Source organism: Streptomyces sp. NBC_01214 (genome assembly GCF_026340975.1).
In the GTDB taxonomy this organism is placed as follows: domain Bacteria; phylum Actinomycetota; class Actinomycetes; order Streptomycetales; family Streptomycetaceae; genus Streptomyces.
On record NZ_JAPEOS010000002.1, the window covers coordinates 1,083,064 to 1,102,317 of the forward strand.

Annotated in this window: 20 protein-coding genes; 9 read left to right on the forward strand and 11 right to left on the reverse strand. The window is 71.7% G+C overall.

Annotation, left to right across the window (positions count from 1 at the left end; all coding sequences use genetic code 11):
• The first annotated feature begins 5 nt into the window (after nt 1–5).
• Together OG594_RS29940 and OG594_RS29945 are read left to right on the forward strand one after the other, a co-directional pair.
• Nucleotides 6–377, forward strand: coding sequence for a F0F1 ATP synthase subunit epsilon (locus OG594_RS29940; RefSeq protein WP_030008701.1), 372 nt, complete (start codon nt 6–8; stop codon nt 375–377).
• 190 nt (nt 378–567) lie between these two features.
• Nucleotides 568–1,014, forward strand: coding sequence for a DUF2550 domain-containing protein (locus OG594_RS29945; RefSeq protein ID WP_266604999.1), 447 nt, complete (start codon nt 568–570; stop codon nt 1,012–1,014).
• 57 nt (nt 1,015–1,071) lie between these two features.
• Here OG594_RS29945 and OG594_RS29950 read toward each other — a convergent pair whose 3' ends face one another.
• The 3 genes from OG594_RS29950 to OG594_RS29960 all read right to left on the reverse strand — a co-directional run bounded on the left by OG594_RS29950 (nt 1,072) and on the right by OG594_RS29960 (nt 4,995).
• Entirely contained in the window at nt 1,072–2,925 is a 1,854-nt protein-coding gene (locus tag OG594_RS29950) for a glycoside hydrolase family 18 chitinase (RefSeq protein ID WP_266605001.1), read from the reverse strand.
• Between the two features lie 172 nt (nt 2,926–3,097).
• Complete coding sequence (locus tag OG594_RS29955; RefSeq protein WP_266605003.1) at nt 3,098–3,751, reverse strand: response regulator transcription factor; 654 nt, start codon at nt 3,749–3,751, stop codon at nt 3,098–3,100.
• Nucleotides 3,748–4,995: a sensor histidine kinase gene (locus OG594_RS29960; protein WP_266605006.1), complete on the reverse strand. Its 1,248-nt coding sequence runs from the start codon at nt 4,993–4,995 to the stop codon at nt 3,748–3,750. Before OG594_RS29960 ends, OG594_RS29955 begins: the two co-directional genes overlap by 4 nt.
• Before the next feature lie 101 nt (nt 4,996–5,096).
• On the opposite strand from OG594_RS29960, the gene OG594_RS29965 reads away from it, so the two are divergent.
• Nucleotides 5,097–5,675: a hypothetical protein gene (locus tag OG594_RS29965; RefSeq protein WP_266605008.1), complete on the forward strand. Its 579-nt coding sequence runs from the start codon at nt 5,097–5,099 to the stop codon at nt 5,673–5,675.
• A 65-nt stretch (nt 5,676–5,740) separates the two neighbouring features.
• On the opposite strand, the gene OG594_RS29970 is transcribed toward OG594_RS29965, so the two are convergent.
• Nucleotides 5,741–6,313: a cob(I)yrinic acid a,c-diamide adenosyltransferase gene (locus OG594_RS29970; RefSeq protein ID WP_030011212.1), complete on the reverse strand. Its 573-nt coding sequence runs from the start codon at nt 6,311–6,313 to the stop codon at nt 5,741–5,743.
• A gap of 106 nt (nt 6,314–6,419) precedes the next feature.
• On the opposite strand from OG594_RS29970, the gene OG594_RS29975 reads away from it, so the two are divergent.
• From OG594_RS29975 to OG594_RS29990, 4 genes are all read left to right on the forward strand, one after another.
• Complete coding sequence (locus tag OG594_RS29975; protein WP_266605010.1) at nt 6,420–6,959, forward strand: hypothetical protein; 540 nt, start codon at nt 6,420–6,422, stop codon at nt 6,957–6,959.
• A gap of 156 nt (nt 6,960–7,115) precedes the next feature.
• On the forward strand, nt 7,116–7,964 hold the full coding sequence (locus tag OG594_RS29980; RefSeq protein ID WP_266605012.1) for a 3-hydroxyacyl-CoA dehydrogenase family protein: 849 nt from the start codon (nt 7,116–7,118) through the stop codon (nt 7,962–7,964).
• A 174-nt stretch (nt 7,965–8,138) separates the two neighbouring features.
• Nucleotides 8,139–8,462 carry an STAS domain-containing protein gene (locus tag OG594_RS29985; RefSeq protein ID WP_030764081.1) on the forward strand — a complete coding sequence of 108 codons (324 nt, stop codon included), beginning with the start codon at nt 8,139–8,141 and terminating at the stop codon, nt 8,460–8,462.
• Between the two features lie 194 nt (nt 8,463–8,656).
• The gene (locus tag OG594_RS29990) at nt 8,657–11,176 is read left to right on the forward strand and encodes an ATP-binding protein (protein WP_266605015.1); all 2,520 of its coding nucleotides are present in this window, start codon (nt 8,657–8,659) and stop codon (nt 11,174–11,176) included.
• Between the two features lie 55 nt (nt 11,177–11,231).
• Here OG594_RS29990 and nucS read toward each other — a convergent pair whose 3' ends face one another.
• Entirely contained in the window at nt 11,232–11,903 is a 672-nt protein-coding gene (gene nucS, locus OG594_RS29995; RefSeq protein WP_266605017.1) for an endonuclease NucS, read from the reverse strand.
• 220 nt (nt 11,904–12,123) lie between these two features.
• On the opposite strand from nucS, the gene OG594_RS30000 reads away from it, so the two are divergent.
• Nucleotides 12,124–12,516, forward strand: coding sequence for an SCO5389 family protein (locus tag OG594_RS30000; protein WP_030009605.1), 393 nt, complete (start codon nt 12,124–12,126; stop codon nt 12,514–12,516).
• Nucleotides 12,517–12,605: 89 nt separating this feature from the next.
• Here OG594_RS30000 and OG594_RS30005 read toward each other — a convergent pair whose 3' ends face one another.
• Nucleotides 12,606–13,637 (reverse strand): LLM class flavin-dependent oxidoreductase, encoded by a 1,032-nt coding sequence (locus OG594_RS30005; RefSeq protein WP_266605019.1) that lies wholly within the window; start codon nt 13,635–13,637, stop codon nt 12,606–12,608.
• Nucleotides 13,638–13,866: 229 nt separating this feature from the next.
• On the opposite strand from OG594_RS30005, the gene OG594_RS30010 reads away from it, so the two are divergent.
• The gene (locus tag OG594_RS30010) at nt 13,867–14,193 is read left to right on the forward strand and encodes a hypothetical protein (RefSeq protein ID WP_030009607.1); all 327 of its coding nucleotides are present in this window, start codon (nt 13,867–13,869) and stop codon (nt 14,191–14,193) included.
• Between the two features lie 8 nt (nt 14,194–14,201).
• On the opposite strand, the gene OG594_RS30015 is transcribed toward OG594_RS30010, so the two are convergent.
• From OG594_RS30015 to OG594_RS30035, 5 genes are all read right to left on the reverse strand, one after another.
• Nucleotides 14,202–15,038, reverse strand: a complete 837-nt coding sequence (locus OG594_RS30015) for an ABC transporter permease (protein ID WP_266605021.1) — start codon at nt 15,036–15,038, stop codon at nt 14,202–14,204.
• Entirely contained in the window at nt 15,035–16,168 is a 1,134-nt protein-coding gene (locus OG594_RS30020) for an ABC transporter ATP-binding protein (RefSeq protein ID WP_266605023.1), read from the reverse strand. Before OG594_RS30020 ends, OG594_RS30015 begins: the two co-directional genes overlap by 4 nt.
• A gap of 146 nt (nt 16,169–16,314) precedes the next feature.
• The gene (locus OG594_RS30025; protein WP_266605025.1) at nt 16,315–17,085 is read right to left on the reverse strand and encodes an ABC transporter permease; all 771 of its coding nucleotides are present in this window, start codon (nt 17,083–17,085) and stop codon (nt 16,315–16,317) included.
• A 2-nt stretch (nt 17,086–17,087) separates the two neighbouring features.
• Nucleotides 17,088–18,083 carry an ABC transporter ATP-binding protein gene (locus tag OG594_RS30030; protein WP_266605027.1) on the reverse strand — a complete coding sequence of 332 codons (996 nt, stop codon included), beginning with the start codon at nt 18,081–18,083 and terminating at the stop codon, nt 17,088–17,090.
• A 102-nt stretch (nt 18,084–18,185) separates the two neighbouring features.
• Nucleotides 18,186–19,124, reverse strand: a complete 939-nt coding sequence (locus OG594_RS30035) for a cellulose-binding protein (protein WP_266605029.1) — start codon at nt 19,122–19,124, stop codon at nt 18,186–18,188.
• Nucleotides 19,125–19,254 lie beyond the last annotated feature (130 nt).

Consider the following 19,254-nt stretch of genomic DNA (forward strand, 5'->3'; position numbering starts at 1 on the left):
CCACCTTGGCTGCTGAGCTGCACGTCGAGCTGGTCGCGGCGGACCGCAATGTATGGTCCGGCGAGGCCACCCTTGTTGTCGCCCGCACCACGTCCGGCGACATCGGCGTCATGCCCGGTCACCAGCCGCTTCTCGGTGTGCTGGAATCGGGCCCGGTGACCATCCGTACCAGCGACGGCAACACCGTCGTCGCCGCGGTGCACGGCGGTTTCATCTCGTTCGCGGACAACAAGCTGTCCCTGCTGGCCGAGATCGCCGAGCTCGCGGACGAGATTGACGTCCAGCGTGCGGAGCGGGCACTGGAGCGCGCGAAGGCGGAGGCCGATGCGGCCGCCGAGCGTCGCGCTGATGTCCGGCTGCGCGCCGTAACGGGCTGAACGCCCGTCGGAGTTTGATCGTTTGAGTCCCAGGGGGCGACCTCCGGGACTCAGCAGACCTCAGCCGCGGTCCGTGCTGGAATTTTCCAGACCGGGTCGCGGCTGAGGCGATGCAGGTCCTCCCCCAGACTCCGTCTGGGAGGGGCCCCCGTTTCTCATGTGTATTCGATGAGCGAGGAGGTCGGTGAAGATGCTCCTCGCTCTGCTTGTGAGCGGCCTGGTCGTCATCCTGGTGGTGATCGGGCTGTTTGTCTTCGGACTGCGCCGCAGACTCATCCAGCGGTCCGGCGGCACCTTCGACTGCAGCATGCGCTGGGGTGTGTCCGAGGAGCCGGACATCTCCGGCAAGGGCTGGGTGTACGGGGTCGCGCGCTACAGCGGTGACCGGATCGAGTGGTTCCGCGTGTTCTCGTACTCCCCGCGCCCGCGCCGGCTGCTGGAGCGGTCCTCCATCGAGGTCATCGCCCGCCGTGCGCCGGAGGGTGAGGAGGAGCTGGCCCTGCTCTCCGACGCCGTCGTGCTCGGCTGTCTCCACCGGGGGACCCGCCTGGAGCTGGCGATGAGCGAGGACGCGCTGACCGGTTTCCTCGCGTGGCTGGAGGCAGCGCCTCCGGGGCAAAGGGTGAACGTGGCCTAGTCAGGACATCGAGAAGCCGGGGAGACGGGGGCGGACCCGTCTCCCCGGCTTCGGTCCTTACTGGAGCCCGGTGTGGATCGCGTTCGCGAGTTCACCGTTCGTGGTGTCGCCGCTGAACTCCCAGAAGAAGGCTCCCCGCAGGCCCTGCTGCTTGGCCCAGGTCATCTTCCCGGCGATCGTGGCGGGGGTGTCGTAGCTCCACCAGTTGCTGCCGCACTTGGCGTAGGCCGTGCCGGCGACGGTGCCGGTGGCCGGGCAGCTGGTCTTGAGCACCTTGTAGTCCTCGATGCCCTGCTCGTACGTGCCCGGCGCGGGCCCGGTGGCGGTGCCGCCGGGGGCCGCCTGGGTCACTCCGGTCCAGCCGCGGCCGTAGAAGCCGATGCCGAGGTTGAGCTTGGCGCCGGCGACGCCCTTGGCCTTGAGCTTGGCGATGGCGTCGGCCGAATTGAAGCCGGCCTGGGGGATGCCCGCGTAGGAGGTGAGCGGGGAGTGCGGGGCCGTCGGGCCCTGGGCCGCCCAGGCGCCGAAGAAGTCGTAGGTCATGACGTTGTAGAAGTCGACGTACTGCGCGGCGCCGCCGTAGTCGGCCGCGTCGATCTTGCCGCCGCTGGAGGCGTCGGCGGTGATGGCCGCGGTGACCAGGTTGTTCGCGCCGAACTTGGCCCGGGTCGCCTGCATCAGGTTCTTGAAGGCGGCCGCTCCGCTGGTGTCGCAGGACAGGCCGCAGGCGTTCGGGTACTCCCAGTCCAGGTCGATGCCGTCGAAGACGTCGGCCCAGCGCGGGTCCTCGACCAGGTTGTAGCAGGACTGGGCGAAGGCCGTCGGGTTGGCGGCGGCCTGCGGGAAGCCGCCGGACCAGGTCCAGCCGCCGAAGGACCAGAGGATCTTGATGTTCGGGTGGGCCTTCTTCAGCTTGCGCAGCTGGTTGAAGTTGCCGCGCAACGGTTGGTCCCAGGTGTCGGCGACGCCGTCGACGCTCTGGTCGGCGGTGTAGGCCTTGTCGTAGTCGGCGTAGGCGTCACCGATGGTGCACTGGCCGTTCTGGACGTTGCCGAAGGCGTAGTTGATGTGGGTGATCTTGCCCGCGGTGCCGGAGGTGACCAGGTTCTTCACGTGGTAGTTGCGGCCGTAGACGCCCCAGTTGGTGAAGTAGCCGAGCTTGACCTTGCCGCCCGGGTCCGGGGGGATGACCCCGCCGGTCGTGGTGACCGTGGTGGAGCCGGAGGAGGGGCCCGTCTGGTCGACGGTGTCGCGGGCGGTGACGCTGTACGCGTACGTCGTGCCCTTGGCCAGGCCGGAGTCGGCGTAGCTGGTCCCGGTGACCGTGGCGATCTTGGCGGAGCCCCGGTAGACGTCGTAGTTCTTGACGCCCTTGTCGTCGGTGGCCGGGGTCCAGGTCAAGGTGAGCGAGGTGTCGGCGACGTTGCTCGCGGTGGGGGCGCCGGGAGCGGTGGGGGGATTGTCGCCGGGCTGGGTGCCGCCATCGCAGGAGGCGCCGTTGATCTTGCAGCCGCTCGGGGCGCCGCCGCCGGCGCCGTTGAAGCCGAAGCTGGCGCTCGCGCCGGGGGCGAGCGTGCCGTTCCAGCCGAGGTTCTTGGCGGTCCAGTGGGTGCCCGAGCCGGTGACGGTGGCGTCCCAGGCGGAGGTGACCGAGGTGCCCGCCGGGTAGTCCCACTCCACGGTCCAGCTGCTGAGGGTGGTGGTGCCGGTGTTCTTCACCACCCACTTGCCCTCGAAGCCGGATCCCCAGTCGGAGACCTTGGTGTACGTCGCCGTCGCGGAGGCGGCCGCCTGGGCCGGTCCGGCCAGCGCGACGAGGCCGGTGACGGGCAGGGCGAGCGCGGCCGCGATCGCCGCGACGCGGTGGAAGAACCGGGTGCGCCTGGTGCGGGGTGGGGATGCTGTGCTCAAGGGTGATCCTCCGTAGGTCCGTCGCGGTCGTGGGGCCGACTACGACATGGGGGTGGGACCTGCGCCGCCCGTGAGCACGCTTTGTCATGGCACGCTCACCACAGTGTTGCGGCGAGCGTAGAAAGGTCTGGACCAACCGTCAAGAGGTCCAGACCGGTGCGCGCCTGCCCGCCTATATCCCCAACTCCTGTGCGAGAACCGCCGCTTGGAGTCTGCTGCGCAGCTCCAGCTTGCCCAGCAACCTGCTGACGTGCGTCTTGGCCGTCGCCTCCGCCATCTCCAGCCGCTCGGCGATCTCCGCGTTCGACAGTCCCTCGCCCAGCGCGCTCAGCACCTCCCGCTCCCGTCGGGTGAGGGAGGCGACCGCCGCGGCCCGCTCCGGTGCCGGGGCGGGCCGCGCCGGACGGGGCGCCGCGAACTCCGCGATCAGCCGCCTGGTCACCGCCGGGGCGATCAGGCCCTCCCCGCGCGCGACGGTCCGTACCGCCGCGATCAGTTCCGCGGCGTCCGCGTTCTTCAGCAGGAAGCCCGCGGCCCCCGCCCGCAGCGCCCCGAAGACGTACTCGTCGAGGTCGAAGGTGGTCAGCACCAGGACGTCGGCCAGGCCCTCCGAGACCACCTGACGGGTCGCGGACACCCCGTCGAGCCGGGGCATCTGCACGTCCATGAGGACGAGATCCGGCCGTAGCTCCCGGGCCAGGCGCACCGCTTCCTCACCGTCGCCCGCCTCGCCCACCACCTCCACGTCGCCCGCGCTGCGCAGGATGAGCACCAGCCCGGCCCGGACCGCGCGCTGATCCTCCGCCACCACCACCCGAATGGTCATGCCTCCACCGCTTTCTCCTCCGCGGGCAGTGTTGCCCGTACCTGCCACACCGCACCGGACCGCCCCGCCGTGAACTCCCCGCCCAGCAGCTCCGTCCGCTCCCGCATGCCGATCAGCCCGGCGCCCGATCCGGGCGCGCGCGGCCCGGGGCGGTCCCCGTAGGGCGAGTCCACCCCTACGGTCAGCAGCCCGTCGGCGTGCGCCACGCGGACCGTGACGGTGCCCGGGGCGGCGTGCTTGAGGGCATTGGTCAAGGACTCCTGGACGATCCGGTACGCCGCCAGCTCCACGGGGGCCGCAGCCGGCTCCCCCGAGGGCCGCTCGTCGTGCAGTACGAAGGTCAGCCCGCTCGCCGAGCCGTTGGTCCTGGCCTGCCCGAGCAGGGCCTCCAAGCCGTCTAGCGAGGGCACCGCGACCGGTTCCTTGTCGCCGCCGGCGTCCCGCAGCAGCCCGATCAGGCGACGCATTTCGGCCAGCCCCTGCACGCTGTTCTCGCGGATCACCCCGAGCGCGTCCCGGCTGGTCGCGGCGGTGTCGATGGAGAGCGCGGCGGTGGAGTGGATGGCGATGGCGGACAGGTGGTTGGCCACCATGTCGTGCAGCTCCCGGGCCATCCGGGCGCGCTCGGCGGCCACGGCCTGGCTGCGGTCCATCTCGGCCAGCAGCGCGGTCTGCTCGGCGCGCAGCCGGGCCGCCTCGGCGGCCTCGCGGTGGTTGCGCAGGGTGGCGCCGGTCAGGGCCGGGCCGAAGCTCACGATGCCGGTGACCGCGCCGATCAGCAGGGCCTGCGGGGTGCGCAGCCAGGCCAGCGAGGCGATGGTGACCACGATGGTGATCAGACCGGTGGAGACCGGGAGCCGCCGGGCCATGGCCGGTTTTCCGTACACGACGGCGGCGTACATCAGGTCGGTGAAGATCACGACGGTGGCGAGGCTGCCGACCGTGAACTGGTCGGCGATCACCCCGACGGTGCCGACGGCCAGGGTCAGGTTCGGCTTGGTGCGGCGCAGCAGCTCCATCGCGCCGAGGGCCACGAGCGGTACCAGGGCCGCCCAGGCCGGCAGGAAGCCCCGACCGGGGCTGCTGTAGACGCCGAGCGACCAGAAGGCCAGGCCCGCGGCCGTGCTGACCACCGCGAGGAAGACGTCGTCACGGTGGGGGCGCAGGCTCTTCTCGATCACGGTCCCATCCAACAGGGTGTGCGGGCCCCGCACCTCGGCGGAGAGGCCGAGGTGCGGGTACATCGAACGATGCAGGCCCACATGGTCAATGACGACGACGTATCGGGCCCGGCCGGACGGGAGCCTGGATGAGGAACGGAGAACCCGAACGGACGGAGAGTCCCATGATCGTCGCGCTGATCATCGCCTGCGAGGTCGGCTTCTGGGTACTGCTGGCGGCCGGTCTGGCCCTGCGCTACCTCGCGAAGATGCCCCGGCTGGGCGCGGCGGTCCTGCTGTGCGAGCCGCTGATGGAGCTGGTCCTGCTGGTCGTCACCACGGTCGACCTCAAGAACGGCGCGGAACCGGACTGGAAGCACGGTCTCGCGGCGCTCTACATCGGCTACACGGTGGCCTACGGCCACTACACGATCAAGTGGCTCGACGGGCACGCCGCGTACCGCCTGGCCGGCGGTCCCAAGCCGGCCGGCGCCGGCTACGGAAAGGCGCGGGCCGTCCACGAGTGGAAGCTCTGGGCCCGCACCGTCCTCGCCGCGGCCGTCGCCCTCGGCCTGCTCCAGGCGGCCATCTGGTACGTGGGCGACACGGGCGACGTCAGCTCGCTGCAGGGCTGGCAGTTCGCCGCCCTGCGGGTGGTCGGGATCCACGCCCTGGTCGCCGCGGCGTACACGATCTGGCCGAGCAAGGCCCCGGCCGTCCCGGACGCCGCCGAGGAGCGCGAGCCCGCCCGGTCCGAGCGTTAGGGAGTGTCCGCAGGGGTGTCGTGCCGGCCGGGCCGCAGGCCCGGGGTGACCGGCACGACCGCCGCTCAGCGCTCGCCGCCCGGCACCCACAGCACGTCGCCGACCTCCTTGTTGGCCACCCGGGCCAGGATGAACAGGAGGTCGGAGAGCCGGTTCAGGTAGGTGGCGGTCAGCGGGTTCATCACCTCGCCGTGGACCTCCAGCGCCGCCCAGGTCGACCGCTCGGCGCGCCGGACCACGGTGCAGGCCTGGTGGAGCAGGGCCGCGCCGGGGGTGCCGCCGGGGAGGATGAAGCTGCGCAGCTTCTCCACCTGCTCCAGGAAGAGGTCGCAGTCCGCCTCCAGCTTGTCCACGTAGAACTGCTCCACGCGCAGCGGCGGGTACTCCGGGTTCTCGACCACCGGGGTGCACAGGTCCGCACCGACGTCGAACAGGTCGTTCTGCACGCGGACCAGGACCTTCACCACGTCCGCCGACAGTCCGCCGAGCGCGATCGCCGTCCCGATGGCTGCGTTGGCCTCGTTGGCGTCGGCGTACGCGGAGATCCGCAGGTCGGTCTTGGCGGTGCGGCTCATGTCGCCCAGGGCGGTCGTGCCCTTGTCGCCAGTACGGGTGTAGATGCGCGTGAGGTTCACCATGCGGCCAGGGTAGACGGGCCCGCCGGGGAAATTCCGGGCGCGGTCGCCGCTGCCCGGGTACGGTCCGGTGGGGCCGCGGGAGCCCCGGGAACGGGGGAGCGGCCACATGGCCGACGCGTACTACGTCTGGCGGCTCGCCGAGGCCGCCCAGCAGATCGACCTCCTGGCGGGTTTCCTCGCGACCCGGCACGCACCGGGCCCGGACCACCTCGCGGAACCGGCGCAGTGCGCCGGGGCCGGGCGCGCGGCCGTCGCCGCCGGGCGCCTGGAGGAGGCCCTGGACCGGATCGACGAGCTGCGCGAGCACGCCGCTCCCTGGGCCGGGCACCCGCACCATCCGGGCGAACCGGGCGCCGCCGAGCACGACGCGCGGGTCTGGGATTACGCGAAGGACATGCTGCGCGCGGAGCACGGGCCGGGGCAGGTGCCCCTGGCCGCGACCCGCGACCTCCTCCAGCGGCTCCGCCTCCTGCAACGGGAGATCTGCGCGCTGCCGCAGGCGGACGCGCAGGCCAGGGCGGATGCGCACTACCTCGCGGGCCGCGGCGCCATGGCCGTCGAACTCGGCCGGCCGGGCGCCGCCCGCAGGGAGCTGCGGCGGCTGCGCGCACTGGCCGGGAAGTACGCCGTGGCCGACGGCGCGTGAACTGGACGGCCGGGCAGGGCTGCTGGGCCGTACTGGTGTGATGTCCGTCATCTGAGACGTGACGCGTGTTACTTCACGGTCACACCGCACCGCCCGGGCGCTAGTCTCCGCCGGAGTGACTACGTGACTGTGCCGTAGGGAAACGAGGGGTGTGTAGTGGCTGGGAAGCTCGCCGTCATCGGTGCCGGACTCATGGGTTCAGGAATCGCGCAGGTCTCCGCTCAGGCGGGTTGGGACGTCGTGCTCCGTGACGTCACCGAAGCCGCGCTGACCCGTGGCACGGACGGAATCAAGGCCTCCTACGACAAGTTCGTCTCCAAGGGGAAGCTGACGGCCGAGGACGCCGAGGCGGCGCTCGCGCGCATCACCACCACCACGGACCTCGACGCGGTCGCCGACGTCGACATCGTGGTGGAGGCGGCCTTCGAGAAGATCGAGATCAAGCACGAGATCTTCCGCGCCCTGGACAAGATCGTCCGCGAGGACGCGATCCTCGCCTCCAACACCTCCGCCATCCCGATCACGAAGATCGCGGCCGTGACGGAGCGTCCGGAGCGGGTCGTCGGCGCCCACTTCTTCTCGCCCGTCCCGATGATGCAGCTGTGCGAGCTCGTGCGCGGCTACAAGACGAGCGACGAAACCCTCGCCACCACCCGCGCGTTCGCCGAGTCCGTCGGCAAGACCTGCATCGTCGTCAACCGCGACGTCGCCGGCTTCGTGACGACCCGTCTGATCTCCGCGCTGGTCGTCGAGGCCGCCAAGCTGTACGAGTCGGGCGTGGCCTCCGCCGAGGACATCGACATCGCCTGCAAGCTCGGCTTCGGTCACGCGATGGGCCCCCTGGCCACCGCCGACCTCACCGGCGTCGACATCCTGCTGCACGCCACCAGCAACATCTACACCGAGTCCCAGGACGAGAAGTTCGCCCCGCCGGAGCTCATGCGCCGGATGGTGGACGCCGGGGACTTCGGCCGCAAGAGCGGCCAGGGCTTCTACAAGCACTGAGGACTGGCCCGCCACGGAGCATCACCGTTCGAATGCCTTCACCCGTCAGGGTGGTTTAGGTATCGGTTCGCTCACGGTCGGCAACTTCCCTGCCCGCGCGGCAGTCAGTTGCAGTGAGAGTTGCCGACCACGGACCAGTCGGACCATACGTACGCAGTACCGCCGGGAGTACACATGCACATCAGGGGCGACCACGCCGAACTCGCTGTCGGGGGCCGCCTCGACGTGCGCAGCGCGGCGGACGCCCGTACGGCCCTCCACTCCGCCCTCGACGACGGCCAGGGCGATCTCGTCCTCGACCTCACCGGGCTCGACTCCTGGGACGCGACCGGCCTCGGCGTGATCATGGGAGCGCACCGCCGGGCCGGCCGGACCGGCCGGCGCCTGGTCCTGCGCGGCGTGCCGCCGCAGATGCAGCGGCTGCTCGTCGCGACCCGGCTGCACCGGATCCTCGCGATCGAAGGCGGCCTGGAAGCCGAGTCCCTGCCCCGCGTCTGACCGGCAGGCCGCTGACCTCCGCATTTTTCCTGCGGAAACGTAACGGTCCGGTGGTGATCGCACCCCTGCGGTTTCCCGCACGACCGGCCACGGTCTAGGGTTCGGGCGGAAACCGGACCGGTGGCGACAGCGGGTGCGCGAAGGCCGGGCGGTACGACGGCGAGGCGCGCGGCCCGCGATCGGGGGACTGGGTCATGGACCGTACACACGGGCAGACCGAACGGCACGAGCAGCCCACGGGCGGCTCCGCGCCCACGGCGCCCACCGCCGCCGCGACGCCCGCGGCGGCCGGGCCCGCACGGGTCGTCAGCCTGACCGCGGGCGGGTTCGCACTGACCGTCAACCCGGTCGACGGCAGCGAGATCGAACCGCTGCGCCCCGGCACCGAGCCGGCCCGACCCGCCAAGCGCGCCGCGGCCGACCGTGCCGCCCGCGCCGCCGCAGCACGGCCGCCCGTACTGCCGGGCCCCGCCGCCCCCGCCCGCCCGCTGCTGGAGCGCGAGGAGGAGCGCGAGCGGCTGGTGCGGCTGCTGGGCCGGGGCCGGTCCGTACGCCTGACCGGGCCCTCGGGATCCGGCCGCAGCGCACTGCTCGACGCGGTCGCCGACCGGTGCGAGGGCCTCGCGCCCGACGGCGTCGTACGGCTCAGCGGATACGGGCAGCAGCAGCCCGGGGAACTGCTCCACGCCCTCTACGCGGCCGTGTACGAGGCCGACCAGCAGCGCCCCGGACGGGCCGAGCTCCTGGCCCGCGTGCGGGAGATAGGCGCCGTCGTCCTCCTGGACGACCTGGAGATGGGCGGGAGCGCCCTCGACGAGCTCATGCGCGCCACCCCCGAATGCGCCTACCTGCTGGCCGCGACCCCCGACACCCGGGCCCCCTCCGACGAATCGCACGTCGAGGAGGTCTTCCTCGGCGGACTGGGCAAAGCCGACTGCCTGGAACTGCTGGAAGCGGGCGTCGGACGAGCGCTGACGGACGAGGAGACCGCCTGGGCGGGGGACCTGCGCTTCGCCTCCGAGGGGCTGCCCCTGCGCTTCGTACAGGCCGCCGCGCTGCTGCGGCAGCGGGACGAGCTCAACCACCACGCCGAGGACGACGAGGAGGAGGAGCCCGGCGTCTTCGAGGAGCGCCCGCGCGACGCCGTGCACGTACCGCTGCCGACCCTCGCCGAGGGCGCCGCCCCGGCGGAGCTGCTGGCCTCGCGGGTCAGCGAGTCGGCGCGCGCGGCCCTGCGGATCGCGTGCGCGCTCGGCGGCGAACTCCCGCACCACGCGCACCTGCCCGCGCTCGTGGGGGACACCCACGCCGACACGGCGGTGGCGGAGCTGCTGGCCTGCGGGCTGCTGACGCCCGTCGGGACGCGGTACCGGCTGGCGCCGGGCGTCGCGCGAGCGCTGGAGGAGGTCGGCTACGGGGACACCGCCTCGGAGGAGGCCCGTACGGCCGCCCGGCACTACGCCTGGTGGACCGGGCACGCCTCGGTGGTCCCGGAGCGGGTCGCCGCGGAGGCGGACGCGGTGCTGGCGGCGCTGGCCGGCGCGGACGTGGTCGCGGCGGTGCTGCTGGCGCGCACGGCGGCTCCGGCGCTCGCGGCCTCGCTGCACTGGGAGGCCTGGGAGCGGGTGCTGCGCTCGGGAGCGGAGGCCGCGCGCAAGGCCGGAGAGGTCGCCGAGCAGGCGTACTTCCACCACGAGCTCGGGGTGCTGGCCCTGTGCGAGGAACGCCTGGACCGGGCGCGGGCCGAGCTGGAGACCTCGATCGGGCTGCGGGGCGCCCTGGCCGACAAGCGGGGCACGGTCGCGGGGCGGCGGGCGCTGGCGCTCGTCGTCGACGGGGAGACGGCAGGGGCGGCCGCGTCGCCCCCGCTGCGACTGGAGGCGCCGTCAGGTGTTGCCGCGGCCGGGGAGGCCGTGACGGTGGCCACGCCGGCCGCGGCGGCGCCCAAGGCCGCCCCCCTGGCCAAGGCGGCCCCCCTGGCCAAGGCCGCCCCCGTGGCCAAGGCGGCCCCCGTGGCCTCCGAGGCGCCCACGACCAAGGTGGCCCCCGTGGCTCCCGGGGCCCGGGTCGCCCCTGTCGTTCCGGTGTCCGCCGAGGCGGTGACCCGGATGACCCCCGTCGTTCCGGTGACCGGCCGCTCGGACGCGCCCACGACGCTGTCCGAGGTCTTCGAGGACGCCTTCCCGCTGAATCCGAAGCCCGCCCCGCCCGCCGCGCCCCGGCCCGCCACCACACCGGCCCCGGCCCCCGGCCGTCGCCCCGGCGGTCGCCGGCTCGTGCTGCTGGCCGGCGCGGGCGCGCTGGCCGTGGTGGCGCTGGGTACGGTCGTGAGCCTCGCGCTGAGCTCCTCGGACAGCGCGCCGCCGGAGCAGGGACCGGCGGTGTCCTCCACCCCCGCGGTCACGGAGTCCGCCACGACCACGGTCAACAGCGGGATCGATCCTGCACCAGAGCCGCCCGTATCGGCCCCACCGGTGGAGACCTCCGCGCCCGGGCAGAGCGCCGCCCCGACCCCGGGCCGCAGCCCCGCCCGGACCCCGTCGCGCCGCCCGTCCCCGACGCCGCCGAAGTCCCCGTCGACGACGCCCGTTTCGCCCGCGCCGACCACCGCGGACCCCTCGCCCACCCCGACGGTGACCGGCGAGCCCACGCCGACGACGACCACCACCCAGACGGGTACGACCACGTCCGTCTCACCGGTCACGGACCGGTGAACGACGACGGCTCCGTCCCTCGGGACGGAGCCGTCGTGCGCGGAGCAGCGGGGGATCAGAACAGGCGGAGCTTGTCGTCCTCGATGCCGCGCAGCGCGTCGTAGTCCAGCACCACGCAGTCCATGCCGCGGTCCGTCGCCAGGACCTTCGCCTGCGGCTTGATCTCCTGGGCCGCGAAGACGCCCCGGACCGGGGCCAGGTGCGGGTCGCGGTTGAGGAGTTCGAGGTAACGGGTCAGCTGCTCGACACCGTCGATCTCGCCGCGGCGCTTGATCTCCACGGCCACCGTCGCGCCCGAGGCGTCCCGGCACAGGATGTCCACCGGGCCGATCGCCGTCATGTACTCGCGCCGGATGAGCGTGTAGCCCTCGCCCAGCGTTTCGATGCGGTCCGCGAGGAGTTCCTGGAGGTGTGCCTCGACGCCGTCCTTGATGAGACCCGGGTCGGTGCCGAGCTCGTGGGAGGAGTCGTGGAGGACTTCCTCCATGGTGATGATGAGCTTCTCGCCCGCCTTGTTGATGACCGTCCAGATGTTGGTGTCATCGCCGCTCCCCTCCTTGAGGGTGCACGGCGGCGACATCCAGTTGAGCGGTTTGTACGCTCGGTCGTCCGCGTGGATCGAGACACTGCCGTCGGCCTTCACGAGGATCAGACGGGGTGCCGAGGGCAGATGGGCGGTGAGCCGGCCCGCGTAGTCGACGGAGCAGCGGGCAATGACGAGACGCATGGTCGGCAACGCTACTCGACGAGAAGGCCTTCACGCGATTCGCCCCTGAAAGCCCCGTTCGCCGATGGCGCGTTGTATGCGCATTCTCCTGGTGCGTCACCGATGGGACGCCTACCGTGGTGAGCGGGAGGTTGTCGAGCGTGCACGCTGCGTCGCGACCTCCTTCCCTGCCCGTAAGACTCCGGCAACCCAAACAGCCGGGGTCGCGAGAGGAGAACCCATGTCGCTCGACGTCTCACCGGCCCTACTCGAACAGGCCGAGCGAGGCGAGGTCGACGAAGCCGCTTTCGTCGACTGCGTCCGGACCTCCCTGCCCTTCGCCTGGGAGATGATCAGCTCGCTGGTGGCTCAGCTGAAGGTGGACGGCGGAGAGTTCGCCGACAACCAGACGCCGCCGCCGGACGAGCAGGCGCGGGGGCAGCTGCTGCGCGCCCTCGCGAGTGACGCGATACGCGGTGCGCTGCAGCGGCACTTCGGAGTGCGCCTGGCATTCCAGAACTGTCACCGGGTGGCGGTGTTCCCGCTGGATCCCTCGGTGGACGACCGGCTGGCCAAGTTCACTTCGATCCGCGGTCAGCTGCTCAACCAGTCGCCCGAGCTGCGCGACTGCTAGGCCCTGCGGGCCGTGTCCAGGCCGCCTCTTTCGGATCATGCCGCCCGGGCGTGATCCGAAGGAAACGGCCCAGACGGGGCCGGTAGCTCTCAGCCGAGGCGGGGAAGGACTTCGACGCCGAGCCGGCGTACGTTCTCCTCCGTCGCGGCAAGATCGCCCGAGCCCTCCGTCAGGAGGGCGAAGCGCGTGATGCCCGTCCGTGCCGACGTGGCCGCCAGCCGGTCCGCCGCCACCTGCGGGGTGCCCACCGGGTGCAGGTCGCACAGCAGTTCCGTGTAGGCGACCGGATCCCGCATCGCGCGCGCCCGACCGTCCACCGTCACATGCGCGTCGAGGCCCTGCTTGAGCCAGCCCGGCATCGCCTTCAGCAGGGTCTCGCGCGCGTCCGCCGTACGGTCCGCGATCTGGCAGACCCCGGCGGAGACGTGCCCCGCGTCAGCGACGCGCTCGCGCGAGTGGCCCGCCGCCAGCGCCGTGCTGCGCCACAGTGCGACCATCTCGGCCTTGGTGTCGTCCCCGCAGTGCATTCCGAGGAGCATCGGCAGTCCGCGCTCCGCGGCCATCCGCACCGACGCCGGCGAGGTGCAGGCCACGATGACCTCGGGCCCCGCCGCGTCGCCGTCCAGGGCCTCCGAGGGCCGCGGTACGACGGCCACCTCGCGGAACCCGTACCGCTCGCCGGCGGCGCCCACCCGCGCCTCCGTCAGCCAGCGCCGCAGCAGGTCCAGGGCCTCCGGGAAGCCGTTCTCGTAACGGTCCAGGCCGCCCCCGAAGACCTCCAGGTCGACCCACGGTCCACCGCGGCCCACCCCGAGGGTGAACCGGCCGCCCGAGGTCATGTGCAGCAGGGCCGCCTGCTCCCCGAGCGCCACCGGGTGCGTGCTCGGCAGCACGCTCACCGCCGTGCCCACCCGCAGCCGTCGGGTCCGGCCCAGCAGCAGGGCCGCCAGGGTCACCGCCGAGGGGCAGACCCCGTACGGGACGAAGTGGTGCTCGGCGAGCCAGACCGAGTCGAGCCCGGCCTCCTCGGCCACCTCGGCGGTCCGCACCGCCCGGTGCAGTGCCTCTCCCTGTCCCTGGCCCGGGAACTGGGCCGCCAGTACAAACGCTCCTACGCGCATCGCCTTTATCCTCCTCGCGGCTGACGCGGCCTCCCCCAGGTGGACCGGTTCTTCCTATGGCAACAACGTCTGACACGTGCCAAAGGCACGGGCTGACACGAAAGTTATTGGGATTGTCGGGCCATTCCTCTTCGCGCGGCCGGCTTCCCCAGCAACCCTGCGGGTACCCGGCCTCGCTGCGCGTAGTCTGGGAGAAAGTCACTGCCGTCCGCCCATCCGTGAGGTATACGTGTCACCGCGCAACAACCGTCCCAGGGGCGGCGAGACCCCGGACGAACGCCCCAGCACCGGCCTCGACCGCTACGGGCTGGAGCGCACGGAGGAGTACCAGGGCGAGGACTGGAAGGTCCGGCACGTGGCCGGCGCGAGCGCGGCGGGCAAGCGCTACCGCTGCCCCGGCTGCGACCAGGAGATCCCCTCCGGCACCCCGCACCTGGTGGCCTGGCCCGAGTACGGCGGCGTGGACGACCGCCGGCACTGGCACAAGGCCTGCTGGAACGCGAAGGACCGCCGCACCTCGAAGGTGCAGCGGTCCCGCAACGCGCCGCGGTACTGACGCCCGGCCTAGACGTCCCGGCGGCCGACGAACACGTACGAGGCGGCCACCGCGCTGCCGGTGACCAGCACGATGAGCGTCACGTGCGCGAGGCTGCTCGGATCCGGGCCCAGGTCGCCGCCGCCGGGCAGGCCGAACAGCGTCATCAGCGCCACCGGCACGTTGTGCTGCAGGATCATCCGGCCGGTGGGCGCGACGGCCTCCCAGACGGAGAGCATGGCCCCTATCACCGGCGGCAGCGTGACCAGGCCCAGCATCACGGCGATCCCCCCGGCGGAGTGCCGCACGAGCGCGCCGATGGCGAGCGCGAGCACGCCGAGCAGGGTGACGTAGCCGCAGCCGAGCAGCGCCCCGAACCACTCGCTGGCCGCGTGCGGGCCGGAGGCGGTGCCGCCGCGCACGACCGCCGCGGTGATCCCGACCACGAAGACCGACAACGCGGTGGTGGCGAAGGCCGCCATGCTGAAGACGAGGTACTTCGCGGTGAGCACCCGGTACCGGTCCGGGGCCGCCGTGAACGTGGTCCGCACCAGCCCGGTGCCGTGCTCCGAGCTGATGGTCAGCACCCCGAGGACGATCACCGCGAGCTGGCCGACCAGCAGGCCGAAGAGGGCGGGCGTGGTGAAGTTGATCTCCGTGTAGTCCCCGTCCGCGGTCTCCGCGACGACGGTCAGGCCGACGCCGACCACGATCAGCACGAGCGAGCCCAGCGTCCACAGGGTGGAGCGGAGCGAGACCAGCTTGGTCCACTCCGAGGCCATGGCGTGCCCCAGGTGCGGCCGCGGCGTGGCGAGGGGGGAGCTGTAGCTCCCGGGCTGGTCCGCCGTCGTGGTCGTCGGGGTCATCGGGTGTCCTCGGGGGTGTGCGCGGTGGTGTCCCTGGCGGCGCCGGCGAGCTCGCCCGGCTTGCTGGGCATCAGGAAGGGCTGCCCGCCCGCCCCGGGCGGCGGGGGCGCGAAGAAGCCGGTCTGCGGGACCTCGGGGGCCGCCGCCTCCCTCTCCTCCTCCCAGGCCGGGACGGAGGGCGGCTCGGGTTCCCACAGCTCGGCCCGCGGGTCGTCGGTGGAGGTGTACTCGACGGTGGCCTGGGTCATCCGCATGTACGCCTCTTCCAGCGAGGCCCGGTGCGGCGACAGCTCCCACAGCCGTACGCCGGCCTCGTGCGCGAGGTCGGAGATGCGCGACAGCTCCAGGCCGGTCACGCGCAGTGCTCCGTCGGGCTCCTGGAGGACCCGGCCGCCCGCCTTGGCGAGGGCCGTACCCAGCGTGTCCCAGCCATCGGGATCAGTGTCGGCCGTGCGCACCCGAGCGAATCCGGCCGAGTTGTGCGCGATGAACTCCTGGGTACCCATGTCGGCCAGCAGCCGCCCCCGACCGATCACGATCAGGTGGTCGGCGGTCAGCGCCATCTCGCTCATCAGGTGCGAGGAGACGAAGACGGTGCGGCCCTCGGAGGCGAGGCGGCGCATGAGGTTGCGGACCCAGAGGATGCCTTCGGGGTCGAGCCCGTTGACCGGCTCGTCGAACAGGAGCACCTGCGGGTCGCCGAGCAGGGCGGTGGCGATGCCGAGCCGCTGGCCCATGCCGAGCGAGAAGCCCTTCGTGCGCTGCTTGGCGGCGTCCTGCAGGCCGACCACGGCCAGTACCTCGTCCACCCGCTTCTCCGGGATCCCGGAGAGCTGGGCGATGGACAGCAGGTGGGTACGGGCCCGGCGGCCGCCGTGCACGGCCTTGGCGTCGAGCAGGGCCCCGACGTGCCGCTGGGCGTTCGGCAGCTCCCGGAAGGGCCGGCCGTTGATCGTGACATGACCGGACGTGGGCCGGTCCAGGCCGACGATCATGCGCATGGTGGTGGACTTCCCGGAGCCGTTGGGCCCCAGGAATCCGGTGACGTGACCCGGCTTGACCTGGAAGGACAGCTGGTCGACGGCGGTCTTGGCGCCGAAGCGCTTGGTCAGGCCGACTGCCTCGATCATCTTGCTGCCCCTTACCAGGCCGGGACGACTTTCGCCCGCGTAAGGATTAAGAGGATAACGAGGTTCCTGCGGTTCCGTCCCGGGCCGGATCCCTGAGCTGCCCCTGAGACCGACCCGGGCATGACCCGTAGTACGCGGGCAGGAGGTCAGGCGTCCCTCTTGCGGAGGATGGCGTAGCCCCCGAGTACCGCGGCCAGCGTCCAGAGCACCATGATCCCGAAGCCGCCCCACGGGCCGTAGGGGGTCTCGGGGGCATCGAAGGCGTTGGGCACGACCTGCATGATCCGCCCGCCGGCGTTGCTCGGCAGGTACTGGCCGATCGTACGGGTCGCGTCGAAACTGACGAGCAGGTTCGAGACGATCAGGAAGAACGGGACCAGAACGCTGATGGCGGCGACGGAGCTGCGCAGCATGGCCGCCACGCCCATGCAGAACAGGGCCAGCAGCGCCAGGTACAGCCCGGCGCCGGTCACCGCGCGCAGCACGTGCTCCTCACCGATGCCGATGCCGAGGTCGCCGAGGAGCGCCTGGGTGAGGAAGAACGAGACGAAGCTGGTCGCCAGCCCCACGACCAGGGCCAGCCCCGTCGCCACCGCCATCTTGCCGAGCAGGAAGTGCTCCCGGCGGGGTACGGCGGCCAGCGAGGTGCGGATCATGCCCGTGCTGTACTCGGTGCTCACGACGAGCACACCGAAGACGATCATGGCCAGCTGTCCGAGCTGCATCGACCCCAGACTCATCGCGGTGGGGTCGAAGGTGGCCCGCTGGGCGGCCGGCAGGCCGTCGGGGTCGAACGTGGCGCTGAACAGGGCGGCGAACCCGACGGTGACCAGGAAGACGAGCGCGAGGGTCCAGCTGGTGGAGGCGACCGTGCGGATCTTGGTCCACTCGGACTGGAGGACGGCGGTGAAGGCCATGCTCACTCACCGGCCTTGCGCGTCGCCTGGAAGCCGGCGCCCCAGGCGGGGACGTCGGCCGGCCGGGCCGGGTTGTCGGCAGCCATGCCCGGTGCGTGGGCGTGGTACTCGACGGAGTCCGCCGTCATGCGCATGAACGCTTCCTCCAGTGAAGCCCGTTGCGGGCTGAGTTCGTGGAGCACGATCTGGTGCTGGGCGGCCAGCTCGCCGAGCTGCTCCGCACTCGCGCCGTCGATCTCCAGGGTGCCGGTGGCGGGAACGCTGACGGCGTTGATCCCGGCCTCGTGCAGGACGTCTTTCAGCCGCTCCTGCTGCGGCGTGCGCAGCCGTACGTAGCTGCGCGAGTTCTGCTGGATGAAATCGGCCATCGGCAGGTCAGCCAGCAGCTTTCCCTGTCCGATGACGACCAGGTGATCTGCCGTCAGCGCCATTTCGCTCATCAGGTGGGACGAGACGAAGATCGTCCTTCCCTCGGCCGCCAGGCCCTTCATCAGATTGCGGATCCAGAGAATTCCCTCGGGATCCAGGCCGTTGACCGGCTCGTCGAACATCAGGATTTCCGGATCGCCCAGCAATGCAGAGGCGATTCCCAGCCGTTGGCTCATTCCGAGCGAAAAACCTTTGGACTTCTTCTTCGCCACGGCCGTCAGGCCGACCAGATCCAGCACCTCGTCGACCCGCTGTCGCGGGATGCGGTTCGACTGGGCCAGGCAGAGAAGGTTGTTGTATGCACTTCGGCCACCGTGCATGGCCTTCGCGTCCAGCAGTGCCCCGACGTGCTTCAGGGGTTCCGACAAGTCGCGGTAGTGCTTCCCGTAGACCCGGACCGTGCCGCTGGTCGGGTTGTCGAGGTCGAGCATCATGCGCATGGTCGTGGACTTGCCCGCGCCGTTCGGGCCCAGGAAGCCGGTCACCACCCCCGGTCGGATCTGGAAGCTGAGGTGGTCCACGGCAGTCGTCGTGCCGAATCGTTTCGTAAGGCCCTCGAGCTCGATCATGCGGCCACGCTAGAACGCCCGAGGGCCCTACGCCACCTCAAAAGGGTGACATAGGGCCCTCGATCGGGCGCACGACGGGTGTTGCGTGCTACCCGCCGGTAATCAGCGGCTCTGCTGCGCCGGCACGCCGCGGGTGACGGGCTCGTCGTCCACGATCGGGTTGGCCGCCGCGACGGCCGCACCGGTGAGCGTCGCCAGCATCTCGCGGACGTTGGTCAGCTGCGCGTTGATCGAGTCGCGGCGGTTGGTGAGCGCCGCCAGCTCGCGCTCCGACTCGCTGCGGATACGGTCCGCCTTGGCGTTGGCGTCGGCCACGATGTCCTCGGCCTGGCGCTGCGCGGTCTCCACGGTCTGGCGGGCCCGGCGCTCCGCGTCCGTACGCAGTTTCTCGGCCTCCAGGCGCAGCTGCTCGGCGCGGTGCTCGATCTCCGCGAGGCGCTTCTCCGCCTTGGCCTGACGGGAGGCCAGGTCGCGCTCGGACTGCTCGCGGCGCTTGGCCAGGTTGGTCTCGAAGTCCGCGGCGGCCTGGGCGGCCTTGGCGCGGGTCTCCTCGAAGAGGGCGTCGGCCTCCTCGCGCTTGGAGGCCGCGTCCTTCTGGGCCTCGGCGCGCAGGGTGGCGGCGTCGCCCTTGGCCTTCTCCACGATGCGGACGCCCTCGTCCTCCGCCTTCGACTTGCGGTCGGCCGCGAACGACTCGGCGTCGTTGCGCACCTGCTGGGCGGCCGACTCGGCGAGCTCGCGGTGCTGCTCGGCCGCACGACGGGCCTCCTCGCGCAGGTCCTTCGCCTCCTCCTCGGCCAGGCGCAGGATCTTCTCGACCCGGGCGCCGAGACCGGCGTACGACGGCTCCGCGTCGGTCACCTGGGCCTGGGCGTTCTGCGTTTCGAGGTGCAACTCCTCGATCCGCTTTTCCAGAGAGTTGATACGTCCAAGGGCGCTGTCGCGGTCGGAGACCAGCTTGGTAATGCGGTCGTCCACCTGACCACGGTCGTAACCACGCCGCACGAGCTCGAAGCCGAAGGGGGAGGAAGTGTCGCTCATGGGGTTCCTGTCGAATGAGACCGATGAGGTGCTACGTGAGGTGTTAGGGGAATCCTAGGCGCCCAGACGGCGTGTCATCGAGTCAATCCGCGTTTGATCTGGACAATGACACCCCTTTTGAGTGGCAAGG

What these genes read in the sequence shown, in the direction of transcription:
- OG594_RS29945 (WP_266604999.1), top strand. Translation starts at nt 568, where the DNA reads ATGCTCCTCGCTCTGCTTGTGAGCGGCCTGGTCGTCATCCTGGTGGTG.
- OG594_RS29955 (WP_266605003.1), bottom strand. Translation starts at nt 3,751, where the DNA reads ATGACCATTCGGGTGGTGGTGGCGGAGGATCAGCGCGCGGTCCGGGCC.
- OG594_RS29960 (WP_266605006.1), bottom strand. Translation starts at nt 4,995, where the DNA reads ATGTACCCGCACCTCGGCCTCTCCGCCGAGGTGCGGGGCCCGCACACC.
- OG594_RS29965 (WP_266605008.1), top strand. Translation starts at nt 5,097, where the DNA reads ATGATCGTCGCGCTGATCATCGCCTGCGAGGTCGGCTTCTGGGTACTG.
- OG594_RS29970 (WP_030011212.1), bottom strand. Translation starts at nt 6,313, where the DNA reads ATGGTGAACCTCACGCGCATCTACACCCGTACTGGCGACAAGGGCACG.
- OG594_RS29975 (WP_266605010.1), top strand. Translation starts at nt 6,420, where the DNA reads ATGGCCGACGCGTACTACGTCTGGCGGCTCGCCGAGGCCGCCCAGCAG.
- OG594_RS29985 (WP_030764081.1), top strand. Translation starts at nt 8,139, where the DNA reads ATGCACATCAGGGGCGACCACGCCGAACTCGCTGTCGGGGGCCGCCTC.
- OG594_RS29990 (WP_266605015.1), top strand. Translation starts at nt 8,657, where the DNA reads ATGGACCGTACACACGGGCAGACCGAACGGCACGAGCAGCCCACGGGC.
- nucS (WP_266605017.1), bottom strand. Translation starts at nt 11,903, where the DNA reads ATGCGTCTCGTCATTGCCCGCTGCTCCGTCGACTACGCGGGCCGGCTC.
- OG594_RS30000 (WP_030009605.1), top strand. Translation starts at nt 12,124, where the DNA reads ATGTCGCTCGACGTCTCACCGGCCCTACTCGAACAGGCCGAGCGAGGC.
- OG594_RS30005 (WP_266605019.1), bottom strand. Translation starts at nt 13,637, where the DNA reads ATGCGCGTAGGAGCGTTTGTACTGGCGGCCCAGTTCCCGGGCCAGGGA.
- OG594_RS30015 (WP_266605021.1), bottom strand. Translation starts at nt 15,038, where the DNA reads ATGACCCCGACGACCACGACGGCGGACCAGCCCGGGAGCTACAGCTCC.
- OG594_RS30020 (WP_266605023.1), bottom strand. Translation starts at nt 16,168, where the DNA reads ATGATCGAGGCAGTCGGCCTGACCAAGCGCTTCGGCGCCAAGACCGCC.
- OG594_RS30025 (WP_266605025.1), bottom strand. Translation starts at nt 17,085, where the DNA reads ATGGCCTTCACCGCCGTCCTCCAGTCCGAGTGGACCAAGATCCGCACG.
- OG594_RS30030 (WP_266605027.1), bottom strand. Translation starts at nt 18,083, where the DNA reads ATGATCGAGCTCGAGGGCCTTACGAAACGATTCGGCACGACGACTGCC.
- OG594_RS30035 (WP_266605029.1), bottom strand. Translation starts at nt 19,124, where the DNA reads ATGAGCGACACTTCCTCCCCCTTCGGCTTCGAGCTCGTGCGGCGTGGT.